The organism is Halostagnicola kamekurae, from assembly GCF_900116205.1.
Lineage (GTDB): Archaea > Halobacteriota > Halobacteria > Halobacteriales > Natrialbaceae > Halostagnicola > Halostagnicola kamekurae.
This window is the reverse complement of record NZ_FOZS01000001.1, coordinates 230,976-249,898: the sequence shown is the minus strand read 5'-3', so window position 1 is coordinate 249,898 and position 18,923 is coordinate 230,976. Positions and strand designations below refer to the sequence as shown.

Genomic DNA, 18,923 nt, shown 5'->3' with positions numbered 1-18,923 from the left:
TAGTGGGTATCGTCTGTCTGGGAGGGTTGCTGTTTGCACCGTTTCTAACCGGCGTTCTCACGGTGGATCAACTCACAGGGGCACTGTTTCTCGGCATGTTCGCGATGAGCTGGGACTACGTCTCAGGGTATACCGGGCAGTTGAGTTTCGGCCACAGTATGTTCTTCGCGGCGGGGGGGTACACCGCAGCGCTCGTAAATCTCCATCTCGGAATCACACCGATCGGCGCAATCATGGTGGGGACGGTCGTCGCGGGCCTTCTCGGGGTCGTCGTGGGGTTTCCGGCGCTTCGGCTTCGAGGACCGTACCTCGCGCTCATCACGCTCATTATTCCGCTCATATTGGTTCAGATAGCCAATATCTTCCCGGGATATCTCGGCGGCGAAGCGGGACTCAGAAACCCCGAGAGACTGGTTCCCGTCGGCGATACGGTCGCATCGATCCTGACGACTATCGGGTTCAGAACGCCATTCGATCAGGAAGTGTTCGTGGACTACTATGTCACTCTCATGTTCTTCCTGGGAATTTTTGCGCTGTTTTATGTGTTCACTCGCTCGTACGTCGGCGATATCTTTACCGCGATCAGAGAGGACGAGGACGCAGTATTGGCTTCGGGCATCAACCCAGCCAAGTTCAAAGTGTTCGCGTTCACGATGAGCGGTGCGGTGGGCGGACTCGCCGGAGCGGCGTTCGTTCACTTGGCGGGTAACCCATCACCAAGCAACCTCCTGTTTGTCGTCGTTAGCATCGAAGTCGTGTTGATCAGCATCCTCGGCGGGATGGGGACGATCACCGGCCCCGCAGCGGTCGGGATCGCCTACTACTTCGTTCGCGACTTCCTGCAAACGACGTTCAGTCACGTCTCGATGGTGATTTTCTTCACGCTCGCGTTGCTCGTCCTGTTCTTCCTGCCGAAAGGACTCATTCCGGGGCTGGGAGCGCTGAGCCGCAAGATCCTCGAGTTGCGAGATCGACGCGCGAACCCAACTACCTGAGAGGAACCACCAATGAGTTCACACGCTACGCAATCGATCGATGGCACAGCACGCACGGACGAGGTCCTCCGCCTCGAGAACGTGACCAAGCGCTTCGGCGGCGTCGTCGCGGTCGACGATCTGTCGTTTTCGGTCCGCGAGGAAGAGATCCTGGGCTTTATCGGCCCGAACGGTGCCGGCAAGTCGACGACGTTCAACTGCGTGTCGGGGGCCTTTCCGCCGACCGACGGGGCGATCTATTATCGAGACGAAGACGTGACGGGGGTACCGCAGTACGCGCTCGTCGAGAAGGGACTGGCACGAACCTACCAGACGTTCCGACCGCTCGAGGACCGGAGCGTCCTCGAGAACGTTTCGCTGTCGATGGTTCCGAACGAGCTGTTTTCGTTCGACGAGTTCCGCACTACCGTCGAGGACCGGGCCAGAGAGATCTGCCAGCAGGTCGGGCTGAGCGAACACATGCACCAGACGCCAGACGAACTTCCCCACGCCGGATTGCTCCGACTCGAGGTCGGACGGGCGATCGGGACCGAGCCGGACCTCCTGCTGGTCGACGAACCGTTCGCCGGGCTCACGCCCGAGGAGGTCGAGCGGACAGCGGCGCTGTTTCGGTCGCTTCGCGAAGACGGAATGACGCTGATCGTCATCGACCACAACATGCACGGACTCCTCGATCTCGTCGACAGGGTCGTCGTCATTTCCTTCGGCGAAAAGATCGCCGAAGGATCTCCCGAGGAGATTCGAAACGATCCGACGGTACAGGAAGCCTACCTCGGAGGGGAACTATGAGCACGACGAAACAGGAGATCGACACCGTTCTCTCGGTCGAGAATCTCTCGGTCTCGTACGGGAAAGTACAGGCGCTCGAGGACGTGAACGTCGACGTCAAAAGCGGCGAGACCGTCGCGGTGATCGGCCCGAACGGGGCCGGCAAGTCGACGCTGGTCGATACGATTGGCGGGTTCCACGACTACGACGGATCGATCCGATACAACGGGACGGAGGTCGCCGACTCCTCGACGTCGAACCTGATCGCGGACGGGTTGTTTTACTGCACCGAGCGTCGAGACCTGTTCGACTACATGAGCGTCGAGCAGAACCTGCGTCTCGGGTCGTACCTGAACGGCGAGGGCGAGGAACGACGGCTTGAGGAGGTGTTCGATCTCTTCCCGCGACTCGAGGAGCGACGGACCCAGGAAACCCAATCGCTGAGCGGCGGCGAGATGCAGATGCTCTCGCTCGGCCGCGGACTGATGAGCGACCCCGAGTTTCTCATTCTCGACGAGCCGTCGATCGGGCTCGCGCCGGTCATCCTACAGGACATAAGCGAGGCCCTCGAATCCATTCAAGAGCTATCCGTCGAGATCCTCATCTGCGAGCAGAACATCACGTTCGCGCTCGAACACGCCGACCGGCTCTACCTGCTCGAGAACGGATCTGTCAGACGCTCGGGGACGCCGGATAGTCTCGAGTCCGATAAGTTCGTCGAGACGTATATCGGCGGATAATTAACAGTTTCACATTTTTATCATATAATTGACTGATGGCTTTCCCAATATCACCAATATATTTAATTGGAGTTCTTTTTAAGACTATAATCCGTATACGAGCCATGATTTCACATATAATCCATTTCTCGCCACGAACACATATTGTAGTCTGAGTTGAATCGGTGTGTAAATAACAAGTTTATGATTGTTTCCTAATCCAACCATATTTGATATACTATAGACAGGGTTAGTATACCACACTCATATCTACAATCATATACTCTCAGATGAAGCCATCCGTCGGCGTTCGAAGAGCGAGTGTGGACTAGCGGTTCGCGACGGGGAACGCCACGGTGAACACCGACCCGGCACCGGGTTCCGAATCGACGTCGATCCACCCGCCGTGGCGCTCGACGATGCGCTTGCAGAGAGCGAGGCCGATACCGCTGCCGCTTTCGCCTTCAGTGTCGTGTACCCGTTGAAACACCTGAAAGATTCTGTCTTCGTTCGTCGACTCGATTCCGATCCCGTTGTCTCGAACGCGAAGTCGCCACTCGTCTCCGTCCCGCGTCGCCGAGACGTCGATGCGGGGCGGCGACTCGCCCGAGTACTCGAGCGCGTTGCTCAGGAGGTTCTGAAACACCTGTCGCAACTGGTTGCCGTCCCCCTCGATGACGGGAAGCGAACCCACGGAGATCGCCGCGTCGGTCTCTTCGATCTGGACCATCAGATCCTGCCGGGCGTCGGCGAAGACGTCGTTCAGATCGACGAGGTCGAACGAGTCGCCGCGCGTCTCGACTCGCGAGTACTCGAGGAGGCCGTCGATCATCTCGCGCATTCGCTCGGCACCGTCGACGGCGAACGCGAGGAACTCCTGTGCGTCGTCCGCGAGTTCGTCCCCGTACCGCCGGTCGATCAGGTTCAGATAACTCGTGACCATCCGAAGCGGTTCCTGCAGGTCGTGGGAGGCGGCGTAGGCGAACTGCTCTAAGTGCTCGTTCGAGCGCTCGAGTCGCTGCTGGTACTCCTTGCGCTCAGTAATGTCACGGAAGTACACCGAAACGCCGCTGTCCGAGGGGTAGATGTTCCCCTCGATCCAGTTCCCCAACGGTTCGTGGTAGTGCTGGTAACTCGTCGGTTCGTTGGTTTCGATGGCGGTTTCGAAGCTCTCGCGGACGTCCAGATCGTCGTTCGCCTCGGGAAACATCTCCCAGAGCGTGTTGCCGAGCAGTTCGTCTTCGGAGTGGTCGAGGAGCTCCTCCGCGCGGTCGTTGACGAGCGTGTACCGAAGGTCCTCATCGAACGCACAGAACGCGTCGTCGATCCGACCGAGGATCTCCTCGAGTTTCCCTTCGAGTTGCTTGCGGTCGGTGACGTCCGTGAGCGCACAGATAGCGCCCTCGAACGAGTCGTCGTCGGACACGGGCAGACAGTCGACCGACAGCCAGACTCGGTTCCCGTCGTCGTTCGTGATGCCGAGCAGTTCGTCGGTGACGGGTTCGCCGGTTCGTTTCACGCGCGTGTAGGGGAGTTCGCTCACCGAAACGGCGCCCCCGTCCGGGCCCGCGAACCGCCACGATTCCTCGTCAACGCATCCCGGAAGGTCACTCGCGGGACCACCGAGGGCGTCCGCGGCGTACTCGTTTGCGAACACGATCCGCCCGTCTGCGTCGATCGCCGTGATTCCGACCGGGCACGTCTCGAGGATTCGCTTGTCCGTCAATACTCCACCACGTTTCGACTTCGATTCCCCGTCCGCGAGCGCCGACTCGAGGAGACGCGCGACGTTCTCGAGGAAGCGGGCGTCGCGATCGGTGAAGGCTCGCGGCTCGGTCGCGTAGGCGCCCAGAACGCCCCACGGTTCGGAGCCCGAACTGATTCGAACGGCGAGCGCGCTCTCGATGTCACGGTCGACGAAACTTGCAGGGGCAGAAAAGCGCTCCTCGAGTTCGAACTCGGAGACGAGGACCGGTTCGGAAGCACACAGCGTATAGCCGACGTAGGAATCGGGCGTCGTCGAGAGCGTCGTCGGATCGGCCAGCGTGGGTCCCGGTCCAGTCTCGACGCGGGAGCGCAACTGCCCGGTATCCGAGTGGAACTCGAGGGCGTGACAGTGCTCTGCGTTCAGTGACGCACGAATGGCGTCTGTCGCATGCTCGAGCAAGCGGTCCGGATCGTCGGTTTCGATGGCGCGCGAGCCGATCCTCGAGAGAACGTCCTGCTGGTGAACTCGTGTCTCGAGTTCCGTACCAGTCACAGATGAGGAACCCATTTTGGGCAGAGTACTGGACGGTTACGGTAAAGTCTTGTCACGAATAGGCAGAATTATCAATCTTTGTGTTATGAGTGCGCAAATAATCCCATATTCGTGAGGTGAATTATATCAGTCCGCTTCCGAGCAGGTCGATCGACGACCGGCCGGATAGTTGAGTGGTCGAGCGGTTCCAGAGCGAACGCTCACAGGAATCGACGATTGTCGTAGTAAAGAAGCGGGATCGGAGCCGATCCCGAACGTTCCACTGGCGCGTGCGATGCGTCGTTAAATGACGCGGTTCTGCAGGTAGTCGAGGTGTTTGGCGTTGTAGACGATTTTGACCTCGTCGGTCTCGGCGGAACCGATACAGGTCAGACGGACGTTCTTCTCTTCGACTTCCTCGTCGGAGAGGATCTGTTGCATGTCCATATCGATCTCGCCTTCGGTGATGATGGCTGCACAGTTCGCGCAGGCACCTGCTCGGCAGGAAAACGGCCAGTCGTAGCCCTGAGCTTCGGCGGCCTCGAGGATGTACTCGCCTTCGGCGACATCGAGGGTGCCGTAGTCCTCCTCGTCGAGACCGGCGTCGGCCGCGTTCTCGAAGAGGTCGTCGTCGTCCATCTCCCATCCCTGGTCGTCTAACACTTCGTAGTTGAGGTATTCTACCGTGGGCATCAACCGCAGGTTCGAGTCCCGCATTGGTATAGCTTGCTGTTCGGTCCTAAATTGTCTTTCACGTAGGATTGAGAATATATCGAGAAAGAGCTCGTCGGGCGTTTCGTTTTCGAACGGCATTCGAGATAGAATGAAAAATATGGATAAAAACGCCGCACACGCCTAGAATCCGAAGAGCGGAACGTAACGGAACGTGAGGAAGGCACCGACCGTCGAGATGAGCGGGACGACGTTTTGCATGAGGATTACGCGCGCGGTCGTCGTCGGATCGAAGAGGTCGGACGCTTTCGGGATGTCGCTAACCTTCTCCTCGCCGATTTCCGGGGACGGCTCGCCCTCCTCGTCGGCCGTGAGCGCGCCGACCGAGACCGCCGTCTCCTCGCCTCGAGCGGCGTCCGAGAGGCGCGTCGTTCTGGTCGCGCGACCCCAGCCGAGCCCGACGATAGCCATGGTCGCGATGACGACGAAGCTCGCGGGGATGCCGATCCAGGAGAGACCAACGACGATCGTCGAACTTATCACGGCGACGACGACCGCCGCGGTGAGCGGCAGATTCGTGATGTCGTTGCCGAGCGTATCGAGGGTTCGTCGGGCGATCGTAAACGCGCCGATCGCGACCGCGATCGAGCCGATGATGAGCGCGGGATCTTCCGCGAGTTCGCCGCTTCCCACGAGGGGCGCGACGGCGTTGGCGATGTTGCTCGTTCCCGAACTGAATCCCATGAGACACCCGATGACGACGACGAGCAGCGAGCCGGTCCACTCCCGTCTCGAGACGCCGGCGACGGTGCCGAGACGGGGGACGTGCCCCGAGGTGTCGATGCTGAGCAACGGCGACCCCGTGGTGTTTTCTTCGATCGCCACCCACTCGTTGATCCGGGTGTAGAAGTATCGACCGACCACACCGCCGATCCAGAAGCCGATGATGGGGGCGACGATCCACCAGATCGCGATTTCCCCGAGGACGGCCACGTTGAGTTCGCCCGTCGCGAATCCGAGTGCGGCGATCGCGCCCACCGCCGTCATCGAGGTGGAGGCGGGAACGCCGGCGTAGTTGCCGATAAAGAGCGCGCCGCCGATGAAAAAGAGCACGGCGACGTTCGCCTCGAGCGTGAAAATCTCGGTGCTGGTCACCAGTTCGTTTCCGAGCGTGTCGACGACTTGCCGTCCGATGGTAAGCGCGCCGATCGCAAAGAAGACGGACATCAGCGCCGCGGCGATTCCCTTCGAGATGATATTTGCGCCAACAGCGGGGCCGAACGCCGGCCCGGTCGTCGCACCGCCGATATTGTATCCGACGAAGATTGCAACGAGGATCCCGACGAATAACAGTACTTCTGTCACGTCTACTACGTAGACCTGCGAAACCTAAAAGGACGCGTATTTTTATCCAGCGCTGATCGGTCCGGATCGAGAAGCGGGTGCCGGATCGTTCGGCGATTCGGCTCATCGATCCCCGACCCGGACCAACGGGATTATCCCGACAGCCACCGCGCGTTCGGGTATGAGCCAGTTTCCGACGTTCGAAGTGATCCCCGCGGTCGACGTACAGGACGGAGAAGTCGTCCAGCTCGTCCAGGGCGAACGGGGTACCGAAACGCGCTACGGCAACCCCGTGGACGCCGCCCGTCGGTGGATCGACGCCGGCGCGGAGACGCTCCACCTCGTCGACCTCGACGGGGCCTTCGAGGGGGAACGAGCGAACGCGGACGCGATCGACGCCGTCGTCGACGCCGTCGACGTTCCGACGCAACTCGGCGGCGGCATTCGAACCGCGGGCGACGCGATCGATCTGCTCGAGCGCGGCGTCGACCGAGTTATCCTCGGCACCGCCGCCGTCGAGAATCCGGAGATCGTCGCCGAAATCAGCGAGCGCCGGCCGAACTCGGTGATCGTGAGCCTCGACGCGAAAGACGGCGAAGTCGTCGTCGAGGGCTGGACGGAAGGGGCCGGCATGACGCCGGTCGAGGCCGCAGCGCGCTACGAGGACCTCGGAGCCGCCGGAATCCTCTTTACGAACGTCGACGTTGAGGGGCAGCTCGAGGGCGTCGCGACCGAACCCGTCCGAGAGCTCGTCGACGCCACCGACGTACCGATCGTCGCCAGCGGCGGGGTCGCCACGCTCGAGGACGTGCGAGCGCTCGAAGCGGCCGGCGCAGCGGCCGTCGTCGTCGGAAGCGCGCTCTACGAGGGGAAGTTTTCGCTCGAGGAGGCACAGGCCGCCATCGACGAGTGAGCGGGCTGTGGCCGAGAGCGGGCGTCGAGCAACTGCGAGACGCCCGCGATCCGGGGAAGGGCAGGCGGTTCTCACTTTTTTGAGCCGCGAGGTCACGAAGTGACCGAGCGGGCCGACGACTGATGTGGAGCTCGGAGCGGCGGTGACGGCGGGTTGAGAGCACCGAGACAGCGGTTGGAGGGCGTTTCGACGGCGGTTGGAGAGCTTACGGCGATGGAGGGGGAACGCCGTTCGGCCGGGATCAGGACGACTCGTTGTAGCCGTGACCGAAATAGAGAGCGAGGACGTTGATCGCCAAGAGCGTGAGAAACGTCATCGTCACCGTCGGGTCGTTCAGCCCCTGAGCAAGCAGCGGAACGTGGACGAACGGCAATGCTATCGCGATCCAGAACGAGAGGAACTGTGCGGGTTGTTTGATCGTCCGGAGCAGGCGGCGGTAGGTATCGGCGTCTCTCTCGGGGGACGACGTGGAGATCGATTCGTTGGGGAGCGGGGAAGAGTTGGACATTGGGGTGTTCACCTCGGCTATTCCTGACTATCATCGTCGACAACATATAAGAGGGAGAAGGTTGGTCTAATTTCGGTCCGTTTTACGCGCGTAGGCGATACCAACCGATGTTTCGTTACGGCCTCAGAAACCTTTAGACATTTTACCGAGTGTTTTGAGAGGTTTTTGACGTTCTGCCAGAATCGAATCGACGGCTCGGCGAGCGTCGATCGAGTCGGCGCTACGAGCGCAATCGCCTTGTACCGGCGGCCCCCTCGTTCTCCCATGAGCGATCGAACGGCGACCGTCACCCGCGAGACGGGCGAGACGACGATCGAGTGTACACTCGCGGTCGACGGAAGCGGCACGGCCGACGTCGAAACCGGAATCGGATTCTTCGATCACATGCTGACGGCGCTTGCCAAACACGGCCTGTTCGACCTCGCGGTCGAGTGCGACGGCGACCTCGAGATCGACGACCACCACACGGTCGAGGACGTCGCGATCGTCCTCGGGACGGCGCTGTCGGACGCGCTCGGCGATCGAACGGGCATCGTTCGGTACGCCGATCGCCGGGTTCCGCTGGACGAAGCCGTCGCGTCGGCGATCGTCGACGTGAGCAGTCGGCCGCGGTTTTACTTCGATGGAGCCTTCTCGCAGGACGAGATCGGCGAGTTCACGAGCGACATGGCCCGACACTTCGGAGAATCGCTCGCGATGAACGCCGGACTGACGCTTCACCTGTCGGTCGAGACCGGCGAGAACGCCCACCACGAGGTCGAGGCGCTGTTCAAGGCGCTCGCTCGAGCGCTCGACGACGCGACGCGGTTCGACGAGCGCCGAGAGGGTGCGCCGAGCACCAAGGGAACGCTCTCGGAGTGAGACGGAAAGCGTGACGGTCAGAAGAGGGCACTGATCACCGAAGCGATCGAAGGGCGCACCTACCGACGACCGCTCGTGACAGGTGTATCACGAACGGACGAGTTGCTCGCCTTCTTGCTCGAATTCGCCGTCCTCGAGCGCGTACTCGACGATCTCCTCGACAGTGTGGGACTCGAGATCGTACGCCCCCGCGGCGAGCGTTTCGACGTCGCTGCGAGCCATGGGGAACTCCCGGTTCCGAAGGAGGCGAATAACTTTCCCGTATCCTCTCGGCGGACTGGTACCCGAATCGTCGGCCGAACCGCCGGCGTTCGCGGACCCGGCATCGCCGACGGTGCTGTCGACATCTTGATCCTCTTCGGTACTCGAGTCAGCATCGCCTTCGTCCGTACTCGGGTCGGTATCGTCCTCGTTCGCCGCCGGGGAGTCTGCAGTCGAACTCTCTGCGGCGGAGTCCTCGTCGGCGGTGCGCTCGAGCGTAATTCCACGATCGGTCGAATCAGCATCCGCACCGGTCTCGTTATCGTTTGGTTCCGTTTTGGCCCCGCTCACGTCGATCACGGCGGGTCGACCAGCCGTGTCGGCGTTCGATTCCTCTCCGTCCGCCGTCTCGAGGTCAGTCGCGTCGGCGGAGCGAGAATCGTCGTCCGTCTCGACCGGCGAAGCCGACTCGGTCTCAGCGTCGGATTCGGTGTTGACCGGGTCGTCGACCCGATCGCTGCCAGCGCGAGCGAGCAGCGGCTTGAGGAGTTCCTCCAGTTGCGCAGAACACGCCTGACAGAGGACGACGCGGCGCTGTTCGTCCTCGGTCGGCTCGAGTTCGGGTGGCAGCAGTTCGAAGGTCCCGGCGGCGTCGGCCCCGCAGAAATCACAGTGACTGAGTGCGCGCATGGGGAGGGGTTTCGGCTACGCCCTCAAAAACGTCCGTCAGACGTGGAATCGACGAACCGGATTCGAGACGAGAGCGGGTGTCCACAGCGGGCGACCACCGGACATTATACCCCGGCCCGCCTACACTCGCGAACGAATGTTCGACGAGATCATGGAGAAGTTCGAGGGGTCGCCGAGCCAGCAGGCGGTTATCCGACTCCTGCTCGAGCGCGGGTTCTCCGTCAACGACGAGGGCCGGGTCGTCTCCGGCGGGATCGAGATCCCGAACACGGGTATCGCCCGCGAGATCGACGTCGATCGGCGGGTCGTCGACTCGACGACCGACGCGATCCTCGAGGATCCGGAACTGCGTCGTATCTTCCAGAACATCTCGCAGGTCCCGAGTCTGATGGACCTCGCGCCCGTGCTCGATCTGACCGTCCTCACGATCGAAGTCGACGACGCCGACGAGAAGGGCATCGTCGCGACGATCACGGGTCTGCTCGCGGATCACGACATCTCGATCCGCCAGACGATCAGCGAAGATCCCGAGTTCACCGACGACCCGCGCCTGTACCTGGTCACCGACGAGGAGCTTCCGGGCGACCTCTTTACGGACCTGCGCGAGATCACGTTCGTCCGCAAGATCGAACTCCAGTAACGAAACCGTGACCGGACCCAATCGCAGGCCGACACCGACCGCTCCACCGATGGCCGAGACCTGCCACATCCACCAGTGACCGACACCTACCGCACCGTCGCCGAGCCCGCCACCGTCGAGTTCGTCGTTCAGGGATCGGAGTTCCTCGGTCACGTCCGACCCGTCGAGTCCGTCGACGCTGCCGAGGCGTTCGTCGAGACGGTCGAGCGCGAGTACGCCGACGCGACCCACAACGTGCCCGCCTATCGGGTGCGAGCGGACGCGTCGGGGAACTTTCTGCGGGAGTACTCGAGCGACGACGGCGAACCCTCGGGGTCGGCGGGAAAACCGGCACTGAACGTTCTCGAGCAGGAGGACGTAGAGAACTGCGCGGTCGTCGTGACGCGGTACTACGGCGGGACGAACCTCGGCGTCGGCGGCCTCGTCCGGGCCTACTCGCGGGCGGTCAAAGACGCCCTCGAGGCGGCGGGCGTCGTCGAAGAACGGCCCCACGAGCGGGTCGAAATCACCGTCGAGTACGACGATTCGGGGACCGTCAGGGGGATTATAGAGAGCGAGGGCTACGAGTTCGACGCGACCTACGAGGCCGCGGTCACGTTCGACGTTCGCGTGCCCGTCGCCGAGCGCGAGGCATTCGAGAACCGGCTTCGGAGCGCGACGAGCGATCGGGCGGACCTCGAGTGACCAGCAGTCGGTAGCCGTTCGTATTTTGGGCTCCCTTCGTATTTCGGACCGAAACTGCTAATTCGCGCGCGGCGATGGCATGGGCCATGAAGACGGTTGCCGCCGACGATTACTACGACCTCGCACAGGTCGAGAACCCCCACATATCGCCCGATAGCGAGCGCGTCGCCTACGTCGAGAAGCGACCGACGGACGAAGAGCGCTACGAAGCGACGATTCACGTCGTCTCGCTCGGCGGGGCCGACCCGAAGCGGTTCACGATCGCCGAAGGCGTCGACAGCGAGCCCCGATGGAGCCCCGACGGCGAGTTCCTCGCGTTCGTCAGCACGCGAGGTGCCGACGACGACCGCCCGCAGCTGTGGGTCCTTCCCGCGGACGGCGGCGAAGCGAAACAGGTGACGGGCGTCGGCGGCGGCGTGTCCGGCCTCGAGTGGAGCCCCGACGGGACGAAGATCCTGTTCACCCAGACCGTGACGGCGCTCGACCGCGAGGAGGGACGCGATCTGGCGGCCGAGCCCGGCTTCGAACCGGAAGCGCCCGACCCCCGCGTGATCGACCGGATGGTCTATCGCGCCGGCACGGAGTACCTCGACGGGAAACGGGCGCACGTCTACGTCCTCGACGTAGAGCGGGCGCTCGAGACCGAGGACGATCGGGCGTCCGCCATCGAGCGACTCACGGACGGCGACGCGGACCACGTCGGGCCGACGTGGGGCGACAGCGAGACGGTCTACTACGCGCGGAAAGCGGTTGAGGGCGACCGCTCGCCGGATGACTCGGTGATGTTCGACCTGCTCGAACGCGACCTCGAGTCGGGATCGGTCGAGGCGTTCGCGGAGACGTCGGGGTGGGTCGACTCGCTGTGGGCGAGCACGGACGGGCGGGTCGCCTACCCCTTCGCTCCGGAAGACCGGCTGACGCTGGCCCAGACCCAGATCCGGGTCCACGATCGGGAGACGGGAACGGAGACGACGCCGACTGAACCGCTCGATCGCGACCTCGCACACGACGGCCACGTCGAGTGGGGGCCGGACGGCGAATTGCTGTACTTCACCGCACCCGACGAGGGCTCGGTCGTCTGTTACTCGGTGCCCGGCGACGCGAGCGAACCGCCGACGCCGGTCTACGGCGAGGGCGTCACCGTCGAGGACTTCTCGGTCGGCCCGGACGCGATCGCCTTCGTTCAGAGCGAGTGGGACCACCCCGGCGACGTCTTCGCGACGACTCGAGGCGGCAACGAGGCGACGCGACTGACGCGAGTCAACGACGCGTACCTCACCGACCGCGCGGTTTCCCAGCCCGAGGAGGTGTGGATCGACGGCGACGCGGGAGCGATCCAGGGGTGGGTGCTCACGCCGCCGGCGTTCGACGAGGACGAGACGTACCCGCTCGTCGTCGAAATACACGGCGGGCCGCACCTCCAGTGGACCCCCGCGGGGACGATGTGGTACGAGTTCCAGGCGCTCGCCGCAGCGGGCTACGTCGTCTTCTGGTGTAATCCGCGAGGGTCGACCGGGTACGGCGAGGAGCACATGACGGCGATCGAACGGAACTGGGGCGACGTAACGCTTTCCGACGTGCTCGCCGGCGTCGATGACGTCTGTGAGCGCGAGTACGTCGACGAGAGCGAGGCGTACGTGACCGGCGGTAGCTTCGGCGGGTTCATGACCGCCTGGGCGGTCACCCGGACGGACCGCTTTCGGGCGGCGGTGTCCCAGCGCGGCGTCTACGATCTGACTGGCTTCTACGGTTCGACGGACGCATTCAAGCTGATCGAGGGCGACTTCGGCACGACGCCGTGGGACGAACCGGAACTCCTCTGGAAACGCTCGCCTGTCGCCCGCGTCGCGGACGTCGAGACGCCGACGCTCGTGGTGCACGCCGATCGGGACTACCGGACGCCCGCGAACACGGCGGAGCTGTTTTACCTCGGGCTGAAAAAACACGGCGTCGATACCCGCCTCGTGCGGTATCCGCGAGAGGGACACGAACTCTCTCGCAGCGGGGAACCGGCGCACGTCGTCGACCGCCTCGAGCGAATCGTCCGCTGGTTCGACGGCTACTCGAGCCACCGCGAGGCCCCGCCAGCGCTCGAGCGCGGCCGCGACGAGGGACTGAGCGGCGGGGAACGAGACGAGTCCGAAAGCGGCACTAGCGAGAGCGAAGAGCCGAATTCGTAGGTGCGCTTCGACTGCAGCTTCGGGTGGGACGACCGCGTGCAGGGATGGGGGCTCGAGGCGAAACGGGAGGGTCGTTCGGAGCCGAACGAAGGGCCCTCGCGGTGACTACTAAGAACCGGCGGATCGTACGGTCGCCCATGGATCGAAACGTCGGCGGCGCGGATCGACTCGTTCGCTTCACGGGCGGACTCGCCCTGCTCTACTACGGCTATCGGAATCGGGAGCGAACGATCGGCGCGCTCGCGTTTATCGCCGGGAGCGACATCTTCGCGACGGCGATCATCGGGCGGTGTCCGGTAAACGCGCTGCTGGGGATCGATACCTGCGACGAAGCGTGATATCCAGACCGCAACTGGCCCCCGCGGCGCTCGAGATCCGCCGGGCGACAGTAGTCGGCCTCCGAAACCGAGGCGAGGATCAGGTCGTTCGGAACGCGCGGTCGCCCGCGTCGCCCAGTCCGGGGACGATGAAGCCGTCGTCGTCGAGTCGGTCGTCGATCGAGACGGTGAGCAGGTCGACCTGATCGAACTCCTCGTCGACGCGAAGCAATCCGTCCGGCGCGGAAACCGCGGAGAGAACGATGAGGTGCTCGGGATCGACGGAGTTCTCGACGACGTGATCTAACACGGCACACATCGTACTTCCCGTCGCGAGCATCGGATCGGCGACGATGACGGTGTCTTCCTCGTGGATCTCGGGAAGTTTCACGTAGTCGATGGTGATCGGGAACGAGCCGTCTTCGCCCCTGCCCGCCTCCTCGTCTCGGCTCGCGCTGATGACGCCCTGTCTCGCGCGCGGGAACGCTTTCAACAGTCCTTCGACGAACGGCGTGGCCGCGCGCAGCACGTTGATGATGACGACGTTGTCGAGGCCTTTGACCCGCTCGCCCATCGTCGGCTCGAGGGGCGTCTCGATCTCGGCGTACTCGGTCTCCATGCGGCCGTCGATGATCTCGTAGCCGCAGATGCGGCCCAACTTGACCAGGCCCTTCCGGAACCCGACCTGTTCGGTCTCGACGTCTCGAAGCCGTGAGAGCGTGTCTTTCGCCAGTGCGTGGGTGACGACGTAGGCGTTGTCCCGCTTGTCGATCGGCATAGTAGTACAGCGCTCGGCGGGATAGTTCATGGTATCGATCCGGTTCGAAGAGCGGGGGCCCGGCGGAGAGGTTTATACCGCTCCGCGCCATACCACTCGCCCAACCGAATGGAAGAAAGCATCTCGGGTTTCAAAGTCCGCGGTGATTGGGCGACCGTCGTCGAACACGGCGAGCGGGTCACACGCGCACTGAGAGACGCTGGCGTCCACGATCCCGACCACGACGCCGGAGCGCGATTCGCTCGAGCGTTCGAGGAGTGGGAGGAGTGGCGGCCGAAAGCCCACGAAACGCTCGAGCGGGACGTAAGCGAGAAGACCGCAGAGCAGGCGAGCGTCGAGGAAGGCAAAGGCGAGAAAGCCGGAAAAGGCCCGGACGAAGACATCAAAACGGCCGGCGAGAAGCTCTCGGAGTCGTATGAACAGTTAGAGGAAGACGACGCCGAAGCCGCCGTCGACAACTGGAAGGAGTCGATCGACTACGTCGCGCGGGCTGCGGATTCGGCGAGTCGAAAGGCGCTTCGGCGGGTCGAGGACACCGTCTACCAGAACGTGATGACCCAGCTCGCGCCGTACTACTTCGACAACGAACTCGTCAGCGCGAACATCCAGCAGTCGACTCGCAGCGCCGAGAACGGCGAATCGTTCGTCTTCGAGATCAACGTCAACGACGACGCGCTCAAAGACGACGTCTCCGAATCGCTCGCGGACTACGAAGACGAGGTCGATCGGTGGCACGTCGTCACCGAGAAAGACACAGAAACCGCCGAGGCCGCCGAGGGGGTCGAACCGCCGCCGGAACCCGAAGACAACTCCGGATTTACGACGAACTGATCGGGGAGCACGGCCGCGATCGGGGGGCTCAGCTGTAATCGGGTGGCTCGGCCGGCGACCTCGAGCGGGAGCTGTCGCGGACAGGCCGGCACACACTTGTAGCATCCGCTAGTATCCCCCTACCAGAGATGGTCGATATTGCGACGATCGGGACGTTTCTCGTGGCCGCACTCGCGGCGCTGTTTATGGCTTGGTCGATCGGCGCAGGCTCGAGCGGCTCGACTCCGTTCGCGCCGGCCGTCGGCGCGAACGCCATTTCGGTGATGCGGGCGGGGTTTTTCGTCGGACTGCTCGGCTTCGCCGGCGCGCTCTTACAGGGTGCGAACGTTTCTCGAGCCGTCGGAAGCGAGTTGATAAACGGCGTGACGTTGACTCCGATCGCCGCCGTGGTGTCGCTCAGCGTCGCCGCCACGCTCGTCGCCATCGGCGTCTTCGCCGGTTATCCGATCGCGACGGCGTTTACCTCGACGGGGGCGGTGATCGGCGTCGGACTGGCGATGGCGGGCGATCCGGCGTGGGCGAAGTACACGGAGATCGCCACGCTCTGGATACTGACGCCGTTCGCCGGCGGCGGCATCGCGTACACGATCGCACGATTGTTACGCGACGAACCGATTCGCGAGGAGCGACTGATACTGGGGCTCGGCGCGATCGTCGGCGCGGTGGTCGCGAACATCGAGTTCGCGATTCTCGGCCCGCCGGGCGAGGGGCAATCGATCGCACAGACGATCGGCGGGTGGATCCCGCTCGGGTCGACGCCCTCCGTCGCGCTCGTGACGCTCGTGATCGCGCTCCTCTGGGGTGTCGTCGTCGGTGCAGACCTCGCGAAGGGGACCGAACGGGGCGAACGCCACTTCCTGCTCGTTCTGGGCGGACTCGTCGCGTTCTCCGCGGGCGGGAGCCAGGTCGGCCTCGCCATCGGGCCGCTGGTCCCGATCTCGAGCGACTTCGAGATCCCGTTGATCGCGTTGTTACTCGGCGGCGGCGTCGGACTGCTGGTCGGCTCGTGGACCGGCGCGCCGAGGATGATCAAAGCGATATCGCAAGACTACTCCTCGCTCGGCCCACGGCGGTCGATCGCCGCGTTGATTCCCTCGTTCGCGATCGCGCAGGTTGCCGTCTTGTTCGGCATTCCCGTCTCGTTCAACGAGATCATCGTGAGCGCCATCATCGGAAGCGGCTACGCCGCATCGACGGCCGGCGGCGGCGTCAGCGCCAGTAAAATGGGATACACGGTGCTCGCGTGGGTCTTCTCGCTGGCCGGGTCGATCGTCGTCTCCTTTAGCGGATACTGGCTCATCGACTCGCTTTTCCTGTGAGGGACCCAGCGACGAGACCGAACGGCATTTACACGAACAGCGGTGAACTCCAGTATGGCAGTGGACGATTCCAATCCGGTTCAGTGGCGACAGGACGCCGCGACCTCGCCGACCGTGCGCATCCTGTGGTCGCTCGGGGCCGGGACGTTCTTCGCCGCCATCCTCATCATCGTCTTCTGGCGGCTGTACGACATGGCCCGCCAGTTCGGGGCCGAGTTCGTTATCATCGCCGCGTTCGCCGCGTTAATCCTCGCGATCCTCGTCGTCGCGTTCGGCTCTAACACCGAGCGCCGACTCGAGCGACTCACCGACCGACTCCCGGTCACGGCACCGACCGGAACGAGCCTGGATCGAGCGCTCGACGCCGCACTCGGCATGCTCGCGATGGCGGGGACGATCGTCGTCCTGATGGCGGTTGGGCGCTACGTCTCGACGAACGAACTCCTGGCGCTCGGCGCGGGGCCGTTTACGCTTCTGGCGGCGCTGACGATTCCGCTCGCGCTCGTCGCGCTCGCGCTCTCGTCGTTTCTCCGATCCGTCGGCACGCTCGATTACGACGACCGGGCGATCTACCTCCACGACCCCGACCGAGTGATCGATCTGGACGTGATCGAGGACGTGTCGATCTACCGCGTCAGAAACGTCGCGATACTGAATCTCACGTACGCCCAACCCGACGGGCAGTACGTCAAAGGCCCGCGAACGATCGTCGTTCCGCCCGGGATCGCGACCGACGTGCGGGGACTGCTTTCCGAGTCGAACTGAGCCGTTCTCCTATTATTCTTCGACGGCGTCGTCGTCCCCGTGGTCTTCGCTCTCGCTCGCTTCCGGCGGCGTCTCGAGTTTGTGCAAGCGCGCTTTCATGATCCGGGTGTTCTCGACGCCCTCGACGGTGATCCGGACTCCCTCGTAGGTGAGTTCCTCGCCCTCCTCGACGAGGCGGCCCGCCCGGTTGAAGATGAAGCCGGCGATCGTTTCGAACTCCTCTCCCTCGGGGAGTTCGATATCGAGCGCCTCGTTGACGTCTTCGATGTTCACTTCGCCGCGGACGAGGACGGTCCGGTCGTCGATCATCTCGACCGGGAGATCCTCGCCGCCCTCTAAGATCTCGCCGACGATCTCCTCGATCATGTCCTCCATCGTCACCAGCCCCTCGGTGGTGCCGAATTCGTCGATGACGATCGCCATGTGCATTCGGTTTTCGCGCATCTCCGTCAGCAACTCGTCGACATTCTTCGATTCGGGGACGTGTAGCGTCGGCTGAATGAGGTCGTCGATCTCGAGGTCCTCGACTCGCGTCTCGCCGTAATTCAAGTCCCGAACGAGATCGCGGATGTGAACGACGCCGAGGACGTTGTCGAGGCTGTTCTCGTAGACCGGCACCCGCGCGTGGCCGCTCTGGATACACGTCTCGATCGCCTCGTCGATGTCGGCGTCTTTCGGCACCGCCGTCATGTCGAGCCGCGGCGTCATCACTTCCTTGACGATCGTGTTGTTGAACCGGAAGATTCGGGTCAACATCTCGTGTTCGTCTTCCTCGATGACGCCCTCGCGCTCGCCCGATTCGATCATCTCTTGAATCTCGTCTCGCGTCACGTACGGCGTCTCGATCGCCCCCGAGGAGCCGGTGATCCGATTGATCTGTCGAGTGAGGTAATCGAACAGGACCACCAGCGGATAGAGCAGGTACTCGGACCCCTTGAGCGGTTTCGCGATCTTGGCCGACCACGATTCGGTGTTTTCGACGGCGTAGGACTTCGGCACGCTCTCGCCGAACAGCAGGACGATCGCGGTGACTCCGAACGTCGCCATGAAGACAGCAGCCAGCCCGCCGAAGTAAAAGCCCAGAAGGACGGTCGCGATCGAGGACATCGCGATGTTGACGATGTTGTTGCCGACCAAGACGGTGACCAGCAGTCGGTGGGGATCTTCCTTGAGCGACTGGACGCGACGTGCACCCGGAATCCCCTCTTCGACCATCCCCTCGACGCGGTGTTTCGGGAGCGAGAACATCGCGATCTCCGAGGAGGAGAAAAACGCCGACAGCGCCAGCAGGAAGACGAGCGCGATAGAGCCGAGAATCGTCACCATCGACTGGTCTAGCTCGAGTCCGACCGCCGGAACCTCGTATGTTGCGAGCAAAATCTCGAGGAACGGAAATACGGCCATTGATTACTGGTGAATTATCACCCAACCGACTAACCCTTTGTCCTTTTGAGGGGGTTTCCGGCGACGACACGTTTACCCGCTCGTTGCCCCAACCA

General features: G+C 63.1%; 19 protein-coding genes. 12 read left to right on the top strand and 7 right to left on the bottom strand.

The features are described 5' to 3' along the window. The first annotated feature begins 62 nt into the window (after positions 1 to 62). From BM348_RS01250 to BM348_RS01240, 3 genes are read left to right on the top strand one after another with little or no spacing between them, the layout of a single operon-like run. Positions 63 to 995 carry a branched-chain amino acid ABC transporter permease gene (locus BM348_RS01250; RefSeq protein WP_175507075.1) on the top strand — a complete coding sequence of 311 codons (933 nt, stop codon included), beginning with the start codon at positions 63 to 65 and terminating at the stop codon, positions 993 to 995. Between the two features lie 12 nt (positions 996 to 1,007). Continuing rightward, a complete protein-coding gene (locus BM348_RS01245; protein WP_092900856.1) occupies positions 1,008 to 1,784 on the top strand; it encodes an ABC transporter ATP-binding protein in 777 nt (258 codons plus the stop codon). Then, entirely contained in the window at positions 1,781 to 2,503 is a 723-nt protein-coding gene (locus tag BM348_RS01240; RefSeq protein WP_092900853.1) for an ABC transporter ATP-binding protein, read from the top strand. Before BM348_RS01245 ends, BM348_RS01240 begins: the two co-directional genes overlap by 4 nt. A gap of 307 nt (positions 2,504 to 2,810) precedes the next feature. On the opposite strand, the gene BM348_RS01235 is transcribed toward BM348_RS01240, so the two are convergent. From BM348_RS01235 to BM348_RS01225, 3 genes are all read right to left on the bottom strand, one after another. Then, positions 2,811 to 4,757 (bottom strand): ATP-binding protein, encoded by a 1,947-nt coding sequence (locus BM348_RS01235; RefSeq protein ID WP_092900850.1) that lies wholly within the window; start codon positions 4,755 to 4,757, stop codon positions 2,811 to 2,813. 267 nt (positions 4,758 to 5,024) lie between these two features. After that, the gene (fer, locus tag BM348_RS01230; RefSeq protein ID WP_092903528.1) at positions 5,025 to 5,414 is read right to left on the bottom strand and encodes a ferredoxin Fer; all 390 of its coding nucleotides are present in this window, start codon (positions 5,412 to 5,414) and stop codon (positions 5,025 to 5,027) included. A 162-nt stretch (positions 5,415 to 5,576) separates the two neighbouring features. Further along, a complete protein-coding gene (locus BM348_RS01225) occupies positions 5,577 to 6,758 on the bottom strand; it encodes an inorganic phosphate transporter (RefSeq protein WP_092900847.1) in 1,182 nt (393 codons plus the stop codon). A 160-nt stretch (positions 6,759 to 6,918) separates the two neighbouring features. Between BM348_RS01225 and hisA the strand changes: the two genes are divergently transcribed. Next, a complete protein-coding gene (gene hisA / locus BM348_RS01220) occupies positions 6,919 to 7,650 on the top strand; it encodes a 1-(5-phosphoribosyl)-5-[(5-phosphoribosylamino)methylideneamino]imidazole-4-carboxamide isomerase (RefSeq protein WP_092900844.1) in 732 nt (243 codons plus the stop codon). A gap of 241 nt (positions 7,651 to 7,891) precedes the next feature. Here hisA and BM348_RS01215 read toward each other — a convergent pair whose 3' ends face one another. Further along, positions 7,892 to 8,158: a hypothetical protein gene (locus BM348_RS01215; RefSeq protein WP_092900840.1), complete on the bottom strand. Its 267-nt coding sequence runs from the start codon at positions 8,156 to 8,158 to the stop codon at positions 7,892 to 7,894. Between the two features lie 264 nt (positions 8,159 to 8,422). Here BM348_RS01215 and hisB point away from each other — a divergent pair, with 264 nt between their 5' ends. Continuing rightward, positions 8,423 to 9,019: an imidazoleglycerol-phosphate dehydratase HisB gene (gene hisB / locus BM348_RS01210; protein WP_092903526.1), complete on the top strand. Its 597-nt coding sequence runs from the start codon at positions 8,423 to 8,425 to the stop codon at positions 9,017 to 9,019. Positions 9,020 to 9,106: 87 nt separating this feature from the next. On the opposite strand, the gene BM348_RS01205 is transcribed toward hisB, so the two are convergent. After that, on the bottom strand, positions 9,107 to 9,910 hold the full coding sequence (locus BM348_RS01205) for a hypothetical protein (protein ID WP_092900837.1): 804 nt from the start codon (positions 9,908 to 9,910) through the stop codon (positions 9,107 to 9,109). Positions 9,911 to 10,046: 136 nt separating this feature from the next. Between BM348_RS01205 and BM348_RS01200 the strand changes: the two genes are divergently transcribed. From BM348_RS01200 to BM348_RS01185, 4 genes are all read left to right on the top strand, one after another. Continuing rightward, positions 10,047 to 10,550, top strand: coding sequence for an amino acid-binding protein (locus BM348_RS01200; protein ID WP_050051500.1), 504 nt, complete (start codon positions 10,047 to 10,049; stop codon positions 10,548 to 10,550). A 75-nt stretch (positions 10,551 to 10,625) separates the two neighbouring features. Beyond that, complete coding sequence (locus tag BM348_RS01195; protein ID WP_092900834.1) at positions 10,626 to 11,234, top strand: IMPACT family protein; 609 nt, start codon at positions 10,626 to 10,628, stop codon at positions 11,232 to 11,234. Between the two features lie 86 nt (positions 11,235 to 11,320). Then, a complete protein-coding gene (locus tag BM348_RS01190) occupies positions 11,321 to 13,414 on the top strand; it encodes a S9 family peptidase (RefSeq protein WP_092900831.1) in 2,094 nt (697 codons plus the stop codon). Between the two features lie 137 nt (positions 13,415 to 13,551). Further along, on the top strand, positions 13,552 to 13,752 hold the full coding sequence (locus BM348_RS01185) for a YgaP family membrane protein (RefSeq protein WP_092900828.1): 201 nt from the start codon (positions 13,552 to 13,554) through the stop codon (positions 13,750 to 13,752). A gap of 79 nt (positions 13,753 to 13,831) precedes the next feature. On the opposite strand, the gene upp is transcribed toward BM348_RS01185, so the two are convergent. Then, a complete protein-coding gene (gene upp, locus BM348_RS01180) occupies positions 13,832 to 14,509 on the bottom strand; it encodes a uracil phosphoribosyltransferase (protein WP_050051496.1) in 678 nt (225 codons plus the stop codon). Positions 14,510 to 14,617: 108 nt separating this feature from the next. Here upp and BM348_RS01175 point away from each other — a divergent pair, with 108 nt between their 5' ends. The 3 genes from BM348_RS01175 to BM348_RS01165 all read left to right on the top strand — a co-directional run bounded on the left by BM348_RS01175 (position 14,618) and on the right by BM348_RS01165 (position 17,424). Then, positions 14,618 to 15,340 carry a DUF5828 family protein gene (locus BM348_RS01175; RefSeq protein ID WP_092900824.1) on the top strand — a complete coding sequence of 241 codons (723 nt, stop codon included), beginning with the start codon at positions 14,618 to 14,620 and terminating at the stop codon, positions 15,338 to 15,340. A gap of 128 nt (positions 15,341 to 15,468) precedes the next feature. Next, positions 15,469 to 16,659, top strand: coding sequence for an inorganic phosphate transporter (locus tag BM348_RS01170; RefSeq protein ID WP_092900821.1), 1,191 nt, complete (start codon positions 15,469 to 15,471; stop codon positions 16,657 to 16,659). Between the two features lie 54 nt (positions 16,660 to 16,713). Beyond that, positions 16,714 to 17,424, top strand: a complete 711-nt coding sequence (locus BM348_RS01165) for a hypothetical protein (RefSeq protein ID WP_092900818.1) — start codon at positions 16,714 to 16,716, stop codon at positions 17,422 to 17,424. A 12-nt stretch (positions 17,425 to 17,436) separates the two neighbouring features. Here the strand turns inward: BM348_RS01165 and BM348_RS01160 are convergent, their stop codons facing one another. After that, the gene (locus BM348_RS01160) at positions 17,437 to 18,828 is read right to left on the bottom strand and encodes a hemolysin family protein (RefSeq protein ID WP_092900815.1); all 1,392 of its coding nucleotides are present in this window, start codon (positions 18,826 to 18,828) and stop codon (positions 17,437 to 17,439) included. Positions 18,829 to 18,923 lie beyond the last annotated feature (95 nt).